Raw genomic sequence first — 13515 nt, 5'->3', positions numbered from 1 at the left:
CGGGTGTGCCATCCGCCCTCTCGGCGGCGCGCCCGTCTGCGCCAATCTTTTGTCATCCCTGCTGTCACCGCAGGAAGCCCACCACGAGAGGCGAGCATGAGCGACCCGATCCCCCGCACCTTCCTCCTCGTCGACACGGAGCGGTTCAGCGACCGCGACGACGTCCAGCAGGCCTATCTGCGCCGGATGCTGTACGACGTCGTCGACCGGACCCTGCTGGCCGCCGGAATCGATCAGACGTTACGGCTGCGCGCCGACCGGGGCGACGCGGTCATGGAGCTGATCGACCCGCATGTCCCGCTCAACATCCTGCTGCGCGCCCTGCTGACGGAGTTCCCCGCCCAACTCCGAGCCGTGAACCGGATGGCCGCCGCCTCGGCCCAGATTCGGCTGCGGGTCGTGCTCGCGACCGGGATCGTGATGATCGACGAACACGACGGATGGGTGGGCACCGACCTCAACGAGGCCTGCCGGCTCCTGGACGGCGAACCACTGCGTGCGGCGCTGCGCGAGCGGACGGACGACTACGCGCTCTGTGTTTCCCAGTCGGTCCACGCCGGGATCGTGCGGCACAACCACACCGGCATCCCTTCGGAGGAATTCCGCGAGATCACCATGCCCAGCAAGAACGGCCCGCTACAGGCGTGGCTGTACGGCGCCCTGCCTTCGGGAACAGCCCCCCAGCCGGTGACGGCCCCCGCGTCGACGGACCCCCCTCGGGGACCCCGAGGAGCGGGAGCCGGGGCGGAGACTGCCGGAGAGGGCCGGCCTGACGCCCCCGGAATCCGCTTCCAGGGCGTCAACGACGGATTCGTCGCCGGTCACATCGAGGGCAACGCCGTCCGGGCCGACGTGGTCCACGGCGACATCATCTTCGGTGACCGCCGGTGAGCGATCAGCCGGACCAGCCGGCCAACCCCGCCGAGGAGCCCGAGCCGGCACCAGCGGAAGACGGGGGCGCGGCCGAACAGGAGAAGAAGACCGAGGAGGAGGTCCAGCAACCCTGGGCCACCCGTCGCGAGCTGCACGCCCACGCACCGAAGTCGATGGCGTTCGACGGCACCAACCACGGCGTCGTCGCCGACCGGATCATCGGCAACGTCACCACCGAAATCCACTACAGCTTCGGCGGGCTCGGCAGCGGCACCCCCGCCTCGGGGGAGATATCGCCTGCCTACCTCGACCGGCTGTCCGGTGTCTTCGTCGACGAGGGCACCCGCTTCGCGCAGCTGCGCGACCGCCTCTTGAAGGAGCAGGTCCTCGTCCTCACGGGGACACCCTTCACCGGGCGCCGGGCTGCCGCGCTCATGCTCCTCCGCTCCGTGGGCGCCACCCCGGTGCACGCCCTGGACAGCACCACGGCCCCGGGGAACCTGACGGGCCTGTTCGGCACACCCGGGAAGGCGGCCGGCTACGTGCTGTGCGACCTGACCACCAGCCGCGACGACCCCTTGCGCGAAGCCCAGTTCAACGCACTGCGCGACCTCATGCACGAACAGAAGACCCATCTGGTGATCACCACCGGTGTGGGGGCATACCTGGAAGACGCCATCCGCCCCGAGGAGTGGAAGCCTCCGGGCCAGAAGGCGGTCCTGGCCGCCCGGCTCACCGTGGACGTCGGAGCCGAGGCCACCTCCCGGTTGCTCGCCCTCCCGGGCGTCGACGAGTTCCTCTCCCGCGGCCACCAACTCCGCGAGGTCGTCGGATACGCGACGGAGTTACGCCAGTACGCAGTGGGCCAGCGCGACGAGAGCGAGCTGGCCGACTACTCCCTGCGCGCGCTGAAGCACCAGGTGCGTGAGTGGTTCGCGGAGCCCGAGGAGATCATCCACCTGCGGGAGAAGGCCTTCCTCATCGCCTTGGCCGCCTTCGACGGCGGCCCGTACGCCCTGACCGCAGAACTCAGCGACCTGCTGTACTCCCAGCTCCAGCGTGTCGGCGACCCCAAGCGCCACGAAGCCATCCCCGTCTTCAGCACCCACATCGGCAAACGGCTCCAGCTCGCCCGGGCGGATACCTATGCGGAGGCCGAGGACACTGAGTGGGGCGAGGTCACCCAGCTCAAAGCGGCCTTTCTCGACGACCGGACGGCCCTCGTCCTGCTTCCGGAGGTGTGGACTGGACATCCCGCCGCCCGCCCGGCCCTGGTGAAGTGGCTGAACGAGCTCGCGGACGACGGGCGGCCACTGGTGCGCACCCGCGCCGCCGCCACCGCCGCCGTACTCGCGCGCACGGACCTGCCGTCCACGATGGCCCTGATCATCGAACCCTGGGCCCGCTCGGACAGGGCCCGGAGGCGGACGACAGCTGTCAGCGCCCTCACCCTCGCCCACCAGATCGACGCGCCGAACATCCCCCGCATCATCGACGCCTGGAGCGCGGATGCGGACGACCCCCGCCCCTGTTGGGTCGCGGTGCGGGCCCAGGGGCTGATCGGAACCGAGCGCCCCGAGGCTGCCCTGGCCTCCCTGCGCGCACAGGCCCAACGGCAGCACGCGAGGAAGAACCCCGACCAGCAGGTGCGCGACGAACTCCCGAAATCGGTCGCCCTCCTCCTGCTCTCACCCGAAGCGGACACCGTCCTCGCCGAACTGTTGCGGAGCCTTCCCGACCACCGTTCCGCCCGCGAGCTCGCCGTGCAGGGCTTCCTCACCGCGTGCGGTCGGCGTGACGAGGAAGCCAGACACGGCCGCCCGCTGGTCCTCGACTGGTATGCGCGCGCCGACCAGGACGACAGCCCGGCGGCGCTCGGAATCGTGCAGCTCGTGCGTGACGCCCTCGACGACCGCGCCTTCACCGAGGAAGCCGAGCGGGTGCTGCGTGGCTGGATCCAGGCCGCCGACCAGGACGAGAAGGCGGAATGGGCTCTGGCCTCGCTGCTGACCCGGCTGGCCGCGACCCCCCGCGAGATTTCCCGCCTGGACTACCTGCTGCGCAACCCGCAGGGCCCCGACGGTGGCCCGTATCCACAGGTCGCCACCCGGCTGCGCGCCGTGCTCCCCCGCCCCATGCCCGCCTGAAGGGAAGGCCCGCACGATGTACGACTTCAACCAGCGCGCCGAACGCAACACCAAGCTGACCGACCCCGTCGTCACGGTCCGCCAGATCGGCCGCTTCGAGTTCGGCGGCCTGGCGGCGACACGCATCGACCACGCCTTGGTCTACGCGACCCCGAAGGGCACGTACGTGACGTATCTGCCCCCGAACCGGCCACGTCCCAGGACCACACGTCTCTACACCGCCGTGTACGAGGTGGACATGGGGGCGCATCCCGTCCAGGCGCAGATCTCACTGCCCAGTGACAATGACGCCCACGAGTTCACAGCAGCGGTCGACCTCACCTGGCAGGTCGCCGACCCCGCCCTGTACGTGCGAAGCGGCTGCCGTGACGTCCCCCGGCTGCTGATCGGCGAACTGGAACAGTCCTGCCGGCCGGTGACCAGAGGCTTCCACATCACGGGCAGTGCGGCTGCCGAAGAACGGCTGCTCGCCACGGTGAACGCCGGCAAGCCGCTCGGCGAAGGCGTCGGACTGCGCGTCGACTGGACGGTCCGCTTGCGCCGCGACGCCGACAACATCGAACACGAGCGGCGCCTCCAGGCCGCCCGGCACGAGCTGGAGCTCCAGCGGTACGAGGCCCAGAAGATCGCCTTCTACCAGCAACACTTCACCCAGGGCGGCATCCAGGCCTGGGCCCTGCACCTGGCCCGACACCCCGAGGACACCCAGCTCGCGCTGGACAGCATGGAGAAGCACCAGCTCGCGCTCCTCCGCTCGCAGCTCGACCAGGTCAAGACGCTCCTGGGCCCCGACGGTGGTGAGGCCCACGAGCTGGACCGCACCCGACAACTCATGATCGAGCAGATCAACAAGGCTCTCGCGCCCCACTCCCATACCCCACTGCCCACGCCGGAGCTCCCGGAGCTGCCGCCCGATTACGGACGCCGCCCCCATCCGCCCGCCGGCCCGGAGCGGGCGCGGTGACCAAGCCCGCCGAGTCGCCCGGTCCCCCGCCGGATTACCCCCGGTACCCAGAGGCCCCACCGCCCACGCCCGCGCACGTCCCCTCGCAGCCCAGCCCGGAGCACGACGATCTCGACTACCGCCACCCCGGCGGGACACGCGTCCATTACCGCGCCCGGCAGCGCACCGCCGACGCCACCGCCCTCGGCCGGCTCGCTCTGCACCTGCCGGGATTCCTGACGAGCCTGCTCGTCGTGCTGGGAATGGCCACATTGCTGGAAGCCTGGGTCGGGCTGCCGGCCTGGCTGCCGACCGCCCTGTGGCCGGCTTCCGGTGCCCTCACGTTCCACCGACCCAGCGAGCGGTTCCTGGCCCGTCACCTGCTCCGGCTCAAGCACCCGATCCCTTCCGAGCTGGCCCTGCTCACCCCCGTGTGGCGTGAGGTGACCGCCCGTGCCGGCGTGGACGGCGACCGCTACGAGCTGTGGATCGAAGACAGCGACGACCTGAACGCCCTCGCCGCCGCCGGCCATATCGTCGCCGTCACCCGTCGGGCCCTGGAACGGCTGCCCGAGGCGCAACTGGCCGCGGTACTCGCCCACGAACTGGGCCATCACACCGCCGGGCACGCATGGACAAGCCTCCTCAGCTGGTGGTATTCGCTCCCGGGCCGGTTGGCCTGGCAGTGCCTGGCCGCAGCCACCGTAGGGCTGATCCGCATCACGAGCGGGTTCTCGTACGTGGCCGCAGGCATCCTGATCGTCCTGCTTGGGTGGATCACCTTCGCCACCCTGACCCTGACCTACGGCCTGCCGCTGCTCCTGCTCGCGCTGCCCTACTTGTCCGCCGCCGTCGGACGCCGCGCCGAACTCCGCGCCGACATGCACGCAGCCTCACTGGGCTTCGCTCCGATGCTCTCGCGGACGCTGCACGACGGACTGGCCGAGGAAGCACCACCGTCCGACGACGGCATGCTGTCCCGGCTGCTCTCCACCCACCCCGACCACCGGACCCGCCTCCACCACCTGCAGCGCTACCTCACACCGCGCCCCTAGAACGCCGCAGGGCGGTCACCCTCTCGGGTGACCGCCCTGCGGTTACTGCTCTTCGACGACTCAGCCGTTGTACGGGCCGTAGTCGTAGTCCTCCAGCGGGACAGCCTGGCCGGAGCCGGTGCCGAAGGGCGAGTAGTCGATGTCGTCGTAGCCGACGGCCGAGTACATCGCTGCCTTGGCTTCCTCGGTGGGCTCGACCCGGATGTTGCGGTAGCGGGACAGGCCCGTACCGGCCGGGATGAGCTTACCGATGATGACGTTCTCCTTGAGGCCGATGAGGCTGTCGGACTTGGCGTTGATCGCCGCATCCGTCAGGACTCGGGTCGTCTCCTGGAAGGAGGCGGCCGACAGCCAGGACTCCGTCGCCAGCGAGGCCTTGGTGATACCCATCAGCTGCGGACGGCCGGAGGCGGGGTGACCGCCCTCGGTGACCACACGACGGTTCTCGGTCTCGAACTTCGAGCGCTCGACGAGCTCGCCCGGCAGGAGCTCCGCGTCGCCGGACTCGATGATCGTCACGCGGCGCAGCATCTGCCGGATGATGATCTCGATGTGCTTGTCGTGGATCGACACGCCCTGCGAGTTGTAGACCTTCTGGACTTCGCCGACCAGGTGGACCTGGACGGCACGCTGGCCGAGGATGCGCAGCACGTCGTGCGGGTTGGTGGCACCCATGGTGAGCTTCTGGCCCACCTCGACGTGGTCGCCCTCGTGCACGATGACCTTGGCGCGCTTGGAGATCGGGAAGGCCGTCTCCTCGCTGCCGTCGTCGGGCGTGATGACGATCTTCTTCGTCTTCTCGGTCTCCTCGATCCGCACGCGGCCGGCGGCCTCGGAGATCGGGGCGACACCCTTCGGGGTACGGGCCTCGAAGAGCTCGACGACACGCGGCAGACCCTGCGTGATGTCGTCACCGGCCACACCACCGGTGTGGAAGGTACGCATCGTCAGCTGGGTACCGGGCTCACCGATGGACTGGGCGGCGATGATGCCGACCGCCTCGCCGATGTCGACGAGCTTGCCGGTGGCCAGCGAGCGGCCGTAGCAGAAGGCACAGGTGCCGACCGCGGACTCGCAGGTCAGGACCGAGCGGGTCTTGACCTCCTCGACGCCGTTCGCGATGAGGGCGTCGATGAGCACGTCGCCGAGGTCCACGTTCGCCGGCGCGATGACCTTGCCGTCGATGACGACGTCCTCGGCCAGCATGCGGGCGTACACGGAGGTCTCGACGTCGTCCGCCTTGCGGAGGACACCCGCCTCGTCCTTGACACCGATCTTGAGCTTGAGGCCGCGCTCGGTGCCGCAGTCCTCCTCGCGGATGATGACGTCCTGCGAGACGTCCACCAGACGACGGGTGAGGTAACCCGAGTCGGCGGTACGCAGGGCGGTGTCCGCCAGACCCTTACGGGCACCGTGCGTGGAGATGAAGTACTCCAGAACGGTGAGGCCCTCACGGAAGGACGCCTTGATCGGACGCGGGATGGTCTCGTTCTTCGCGTTCGACACCAGACCACGCATACCGGCGATCTGTCGCATCTGCATCATGTTTCCTCGGGCACCCGAGTCAACCATCATGAAGATGGGGTTCGTCTTGGGGAAGTTCGCGTTCATCGCCTCGGCAACCTCGTTGGTCGCCTTGGTCCAGATCGCGATGAGCTCCTGCGTGCGCTCGTCCTTGGTGATCAGACCGCGCTCGTACTGCTTCTGGACCTTCTCGTCCTGCGCCTCGTAGCCCGCGACGATGGCCTTCTTGGCCTCGGGCACGACGACGTCGGAGATGGCCACGGTGACGCCCGAACGGGTCGCCCAGTGGAAGCCGGCCGCCTTCAGGTTGTCGAGCGTCGCCGCCACGATCACCTTGGGGTAGCGCTCCGCCAGGTCGTTGACGATCTCGGAGAGCTGCTTCTTGCCCACCGAGTAGTCGACGAACGGGTAGTCCTCGGGCAGCAGCTCGTTGAAGAGCGCGCGACCCAGGGTCGTCTTCAGACGGAAGCTGTCGCCCGGCTGGAACTCCTGCTCGCCCTCCTCGGCGACCGGCGGCACCCAGCCGCGCGGCGGGATGGTGCCCACCGGGAAGCGGATGTCGACGGACGACTGCAGCGCGAGCTCGCCGGCGTCGAACGCCATGATCGCCTCGGCCGTGGAGCCGAACGCACGGCCCTCGCCCTTGGTGTCACGGAGCTCACCGTCGGTGGTCAGGAAGAACAGACCCAGGACCATGTCCTGCGTCGGCATCGTGACCGGACGGCCGTCGGCCGGCTTGAGGATGTTGTTCGAGGACAGCATCAGGATGCGGGCCTCGGCCTGCGCCTCCGCGGAGAGCGGCAGGTGCACGGCCATCTGGTCACCGTCGAAGTCCGCGTTGAACGCGGTGCAGACGAGCGGGTGGATCTGGATGGCCTTGCCTTCGACCAGCTGGGGCTCGAAGGCCTGGATGCCGAGGCGGTGCAGCGTGGGCGCACGGTTCAGCAGCACCGGGTGCTCGGCGATGACCTCTTCGAGCACGTCGTAGACGACCGTGCGGCCGCGCTCGACCATGCGCTTCGCCGACTTGATGTTCTGCGCGTGGTTCAGGTCGACCAGGCGCTTCATCACGAACGGCTTGAAGAGCTCCAGCGCCATGGCCTTCGGCAGACCGCACTGGTGCAGCTTGAGCTGCGGGCCGACGACGATGACGGAACGCGCGGAGTAGTCCACGCGCTTGCCGAGGAGGTTCTGACGGAATCGACCCTGCTTGCCCTTCAGCATGTCGCTGAGGGACTTCAGCGGGCGGTTGCCGGGGCCCGTCACCGGGCGGCCGCGACGACCGTTGTCGAAGAGCGCGTCCACGGCCTCCTGGAGCATGCGCTTCTCGTTGTTCACGATGATCTCGGGGGCACCGAGGTCGAGAAGGCGCTTCAGGCGGTTGTTGCGGTTGATCACGCGGCGGTACAGGTCGTTCAGGTCGGAGGTCGCGAAGCGGCCACCGTCCAGCTGCACCATCGGACGCAGGTCCGGCGGGATGACCGGCACGCAGTCCAGCACCATGCCCTTGGGGCTGTTGCTGGTCTGCAGGAACGCGGAGACGACCTTGAGGCGCTTGAGCGCACGGGTCTTCTTCTGGCCCTTGCCGGTACGGATGATCTCGCGGAGGCGCTCGGCCTCCTCCTCGAGGTCGAAGGACTCCAGGCGCTTCTGCAGCGCCGCGGCACCCATCGAACCGTCGAAGTACGTACCGAAGCGGTCGCGCAGCTCGCGGTAGAGCAGCTCGTCACCCTCGAGGTCCTGGACCTTGAGGTTCTTGAAGCGGTTCCACACCTCGTCGAGGCGGTCGATCTCGCGCTGGGCGCGGTCACGGAGCTGCTTCATCTCGCGCTCGGCGCCTTCGCGCACCTTGCGGCGCACGTCGGCCTTGGCGCCCTCGGCCTCGAGCTCGCCCAGGTCGCTCTCGAGCTTCTTGGCGCGGCCTTCGAGGTCCGCGTCACGGCGGTTCTCGATCTGCTGGCGCTCGACGGAGACGTGGGCCTCCAGCGACGGCAGGTCGCGCTGACGGCGCTCGTCGTCGACGAACGTGATCATGTACGCGGCGAAGTAGATGACCTTCTCGAGGTCCTTCGGCGCGAGGTCGAGCAGGTAGCCAAGACGCGACGGAACGCCCTTGAAGTACCAGATGTGGGTGACGGGAGCGGCGAGCTCGATGTGGCCCATCCGCTCACGGCGCACCTTGGCGCGCGTGACCTCGACGCCACAGCGCTCACAGATGATGCCCTTGAAGCGGACACGCTTGTACTTGCCGCAGTAGCACTCCCAGTCCCGGGTCGGACCGAAGATCTTCTCGCAGAAGAGTCCGTCCTTCTCGGGCTTGAGGGTGCGGTAGTTGATGGTCTCCGGCTTCTTGACCTCGCCGTGGGACCAGGTTCGGATGTCGTCCGCGGTGGCAAGGCCGATCCGCAGCTCGTCGAAGAAGTTGACGTCGAGCACTGTGCGTCAATCCCTCTTTCGGGGTCGAGTCTCAATCATGGTCTGAACGGTCCCGGGGGCGGCCGGGGGGATCACGCGGATCCCCCCGGCCAGGCCCGTCAGACCTCTTCGACGCTGCTCGGCTCGCGCCGGGACAGGTCGATACCGAGCTCCTCCGCCGCGCGGAAGACGTCCTCGTCGGTGTCGCGCATCTCGATGGACATGCCGTCCGAGGACAGCACCTCCACGTTGAGGCAGAGCGACTGCATTTCCTTGATGAGCACCTTGAAGGACTCGGGAATGCCCGGCTCGGGGATGTTCTCGCCCTTGACGATGGCCTCGTAGACCTTCACGCGGCCGGTCACGTCGTCGGACTTGATCGTCAGGAGTTCCTGGAGTGCGTACGCGGCACCGTAAGCCTCAAGCGCCCACACCTCCATCTCACCGAAGCGCTGACCACCGAACTGCGCCTTACCACCCAGCGGCTGCTGCGTGATCATCGAGTACGGACCGGTCGAACGGGCGTGGAGCTTGTCGTCGACCAGGTGGTGCAGCTTGAGGATGTACATGTACCCGACCGAGATCGGGTCCGGGAACGGCTCGCCGGAGCGGCCGTCGAACAGGCGGGCCTTACCGGTCGGGAGCACCATGCGCTCGCCGTCGCGGTTCGGGATGGTGTGCTGGAGCAGGCCGGCCAGCTCGTCCTCACGCGCACCGTCGAAGACGGGGGTGGCGACGTTGGTGCCGGGGGCGACCTGGTCGGCGCCGATCGCCTGGAGGCGCTGCGCCCACTCGTCCGCCAGGCCGGAGACGTCCCAGCCGCGGCTGGCGAGCCAGCCGAGGTGGATCTCCAGGACCTGTCCCGGGTTCATTCGGGACGGGACACCCAGCGGGTTCAGGATGATGTCGACCGGAGTTCCGTCCTCGAGGAACGGCATGTCCTCGATCGGAAGGATCTTCGAGATGACGCCCTTGTTGCCGTGGCGGCCGGCGAGCTTGTCACCGTCGGTGATCTTGCGCTTCTGGGCGACGTAGACGCGGACCAGCTGGTTCACGCCCGGAGGAAGCTCGTCGCCCTCCTCGCGGTCGAAGACGCGGACGCCGATGACCTTGCCGATCTCACCGTGAGGCACCTTGAGCGAGGTGTCGCGCACCTCGCGGGCCTTCTCACCGAAGATCGCGCGGAGCAGGCGCTCCTCGGGGGTCAGCTCGGTCTCACCCTTGGGCGTGACCTTGCCGACCAGGATGTCGCCGGCGACGACGTCCGCACCGATGCGGATGATGCCGCGCTCGTCGAGGTCGGCGAGGACCTCCTCGGAGACGTTCGGGATGTCCCGGGTGATCTCCTCGGGGCCCAGCTTGGTGTCACGGGCGTCGACCTCGTGCTCCTCGATGTGGATCGAGGAGAGGACGTCGTCCTGCACGAGGCGCTGCGACAGGATGATCGCGTCCTCGTAGTTGTGGCCTTCCCACGGCATGAACGCGACGAGCAGGTTCTTGCCGAGGGCCATCTCGCCCTCTTCGGTGGCCGGGCCGTCGGCGAGGACCTGGGCCTCGACGATCCGGTCGCCCTCGTTGACGATGACCTTCTGGTTGACCGAGGTGCCCTGGTTCGAGCGGGAGAACTTGGCGACGCGGTACGTGGTGTACGTGCCGTCGTCGTTGGCGACGGTGATGTAGTCGGCCGAGACCTCCTGGACGACACCGTCCTTCTCCGCCTTGATCGAGTCGCCGGCGTCGACCGCACAGCGGTACTCCATGCCGGTGCCGACGAGCGGGGCCTCCGCCTTGATGAGCGGAACGGCCTGGCGCATCATGTTCGCGCCCATGAGGGCGCGGTTGGCGTCGTCGTGCTCGAGGAAGGGGATCATCGCGGTCGCGACGGACACCATCTGGCGCGGCGAGACGTCCATGTAGTCCACGTCGGACGGCTCGACGTAGTCGACCTCGCCGCCACGCTTGCGGACCAGGACGCGGTTCTCGGTGAAGCGCAGGTCGTCGTCCAGGCGGGCGTTCGCCTGGGCGATGACGAAGCGGTCTTCCTCGTCGGCGGTGACGTAGTCGACCTCGTCGGTGACCTGGCCGTCGACGACCTTGCGGTACGGGGTCTCGATGAAACCGAACGCGTTGACGCGGCCGTAGGAGGCGAGCGAGCCGATCAGACCGATGTTCGGGCCTTCGGGGGTCTCGATCGGACACATGCGGCCGTAGTGCGACGGGTGCACGTCACGGACCTCGAAGCCGGCCCGCTCACGGGAGAGACCGCCGGGACCCAGGGCCGAGAGGCGACGCTTGTGCGTCAGACCCGACAGCGGGTTGTTCTGGTCCATGAACTGCGACAGCTGGCTGGTGCCGAAGAACTCCTTGATGGAGGCGACGACCGGCCGGATGTTGATCAGGGTCTGCGGCGTGATCGCCTCGACGTCCTGGGTGGTCATGCGCTCGCGCACGACGCGCTCCATACGGGCGAGACCCGTACGGACCTGGTTCTGGATGAGCTCGCCGACGTTGCGCAGACGACGGTTGCCGAAGTGGTCGATGTCGTCGGTCTCGACGACGATCGAACGGCCCGACTCACCGATGGTCTCGGTCTCGCCCGCGTGGAGCTTCACGAGGTACTTGATCGTCGCGATGATGTCGTCGGTGGTGAGCACACCGGCGTCGAGCGGCTCGTCGGCGCCGAGCTTCTTGTTCACCTTGTAGCGGCCGACCTTCGCGAGGTCGTAGCGCTTCGGGTTGAAGTAGAGGTTCTCGAGCAGCGTCTGAGCGGCCTCGCGGGTCGGCGGCTCGCCCGGGCGCAGCTTGCGGTAGATGTCGAGCAGCGCGTCGTCCTGGCCCTGGGTGTGGTCCTTCTCCAGGGTGGCGCGCATGGACTCGTACTCGCCGAACTCCTCGAGGATCTGCTCGGTGGTCCAGCCGAGAGCCTTCAGGAGGACGGTGACGGACTGCTTGCGCTTGCGGTCGATGCGGACACCGACCATGTCGCGCTTGTCGACCTCCATCTCCAGCCAGGCACCCCGGGACGGGATGATCTTGGCGGAGAAGATGTCCTTGTCGGACGTCTTGTCGATGGAGGAGTCGAAGTAGACACCGGGGGAGCGGACAAGCTGCGACACGACGACACGCTCGGTGCCGTTGATGACGAAGGTGCCCTTGTTGGTCATGAGCGGGAAGTCGCCCATGAAGACCGTCTGAGACTTGATCTCTCCGGTCTCGTTGTTCGTGAACTCGGCCGTGACGAACAGCGGAGCCGCGTACGTGAAGTCGCGCTCCTTGCACTCGTCGACGGAGTTCTTCGCCGGCTCGAAACGGTGGTCGCGGAAGGTCAGCGACATCGACCCGGAGAAGTCCTCGATCGGCGAGATCTCCTCGAAGATCTCTTCCAGACCGGACTTGGTGGGGACGTCCTGTCCACTCTCAAGCGCCGACTCGACGCGGGACTTCCAGGCGGCGTTGCCGAGCAGCCAGTCAAAGCTCTCGGTCTGCAGCGCCAGGAGGTTCGGAACCTCGAGCGGCTCCTTGATCTTTGCAAAGGAGATGCGCAGCGGGGCGGTGCTGGCACCGTTGTTCGTATTGGTCGAGGCGTTGCGCGAGGCGGCCAAGAGGGGGTCCTTCCGAGGGCTCGGACTCACTACGCGCGTACCGGTCCCAGCCGACACAAAGACAAGGTGCTTCCGATCTGGCCAAAAGGCCAGGTCAGGGCGGTCAGTCAGATGTGCTCGAGCGTGGGCATGCCCCTGGCGACGGGCAGGGGACAGCTAACAGGCAGCGCAAAGGGTCAGTGTAGCCACTCGGCTCACTGATGTCCAGACCGCGTCTCCGGCAACCGGCAACAGGCCCTTCCCTACGTTGTTCAACCGACACGCTGCGGCTCTCGAACACAGAGCGCGTATCAGTACTGCCCTCTTCGTAGTCGATCCATGCCTCGGATCCAGGATCGAGCTGGCCGACCTCACGACGGACTGAGAATTGCGCGCCGCTGGCCGTTCGTCAAGGCCCCGTGCTCCGAGCGGATCATCTCCGGACCCTGCTTCGAGGCAACGAAGATCACCCTACTCCCCAACGAGACCAGGGCAAGTCAGGCACTGCGCATACGCCGAAGGGCGACCACCCTTACGGGTGATCGCCCTTGGCTGAGGCCGTCTAGGCGGCCTCAGAGGTGTTACTTGACCTCGACGGAGGCGCCGGCAGCCTTGAGGGCCTCAGCGGCCTTGTCAGCGGCTTCCTTGTTGGCCTTCTCGAGAACCGGCTTCGGGGTGCCGTCGACGAGGTCCTTGGCCTCCTTCAGACCCAGGGAGGTCAGCTCGCGCACGACCTTGATGACCTGGATCTTCTTGTCGCCGGCGCCGGTGAGGATGACGTCGAACTCGTCCTTCTCCTCGACCTCGGCAGCGGCACCGGCGCCCGGGGCACCCGGGGCGGCGACGGCGACGGCCGCGGCGGCGGTGACGTCGAACTTCTCCTCGAAGGCCTTCACGAACTCGGAGAGCTCGATGAGGGTCATCTCCTCGAACTGGGCGAGGAGGTCGTCCTGAGAGAGCTTCGCCATGATGGGCGA

At 67.8% G+C, this 13515-nt stretch carries 7 protein-coding genes; 4 read left to right on the top strand and 3 right to left on the bottom strand.

The window, feature by feature from the left end:
- Positions 1–96: 96 nt before the first annotated feature.
- The 4 genes from ACZ501_RS06000 to ACZ501_RS05985 are packed head-to-tail and all read left to right on the top strand — an operon-like array spanning position 97 to position 5018.
- A complete protein-coding gene (locus ACZ501_RS06000; protein ID WP_361606945.1) occupies positions 97–891 on the top strand; it encodes a hypothetical protein in 795 nt (264 codons plus the stop codon).
- Entirely contained in the window at positions 888–3020 is a 2133-nt protein-coding gene (locus ACZ501_RS05995) for a hypothetical protein (protein WP_468792936.1), read from the top strand. Before ACZ501_RS06000 ends, ACZ501_RS05995 begins: the two co-directional genes overlap by 4 nt.
- Before the next feature lie 16 nt (positions 3021–3036).
- Entirely contained in the window at positions 3037–3984 is a 948-nt protein-coding gene (locus ACZ501_RS05990; RefSeq protein ID WP_468792933.1) for a hypothetical protein, read from the top strand.
- Positions 3981–5018, top strand: coding sequence for a M48 family metalloprotease (locus ACZ501_RS05985; protein ID WP_468792931.1), 1038 nt, complete (start codon positions 3981–3983; stop codon positions 5016–5018). Before ACZ501_RS05990 ends, ACZ501_RS05985 begins: the two co-directional genes overlap by 4 nt.
- A gap of 60 nt (positions 5019–5078) precedes the next feature.
- On the opposite strand, the gene ACZ501_RS05980 is transcribed toward ACZ501_RS05985, so the two are convergent.
- From ACZ501_RS05980 to rplL, 3 genes are all read right to left on the bottom strand, one after another.
- Positions 5079–8978 (bottom strand): DNA-directed RNA polymerase subunit beta', encoded by a 3900-nt coding sequence (locus ACZ501_RS05980; RefSeq protein ID WP_362458112.1) that lies wholly within the window; start codon positions 8976–8978, stop codon positions 5079–5081.
- A gap of 98 nt (positions 8979–9076) precedes the next feature.
- Positions 9077–12559 carry a DNA-directed RNA polymerase subunit beta gene (gene rpoB, locus ACZ501_RS05975; protein WP_361606082.1) on the bottom strand — a complete coding sequence of 1161 codons (3483 nt, stop codon included), beginning with the start codon at positions 12557–12559 and terminating at the stop codon, positions 9077–9079.
- A gap of 560 nt (positions 12560–13119) precedes the next feature.
- A complete protein-coding gene (rplL, locus tag ACZ501_RS05970) occupies positions 13120–13506 on the bottom strand; it encodes a 50S ribosomal protein L7/L12 (RefSeq protein ID WP_361606079.1) in 387 nt (128 codons plus the stop codon).
- Positions 13507–13515: the final 9 nt, after the last annotated feature.

This window comes from Streptomyces sp. NPDC034085 (assembly GCF_055575555.1).
This window is presented reverse-complemented; position numbering and strand designations above follow the sequence as displayed.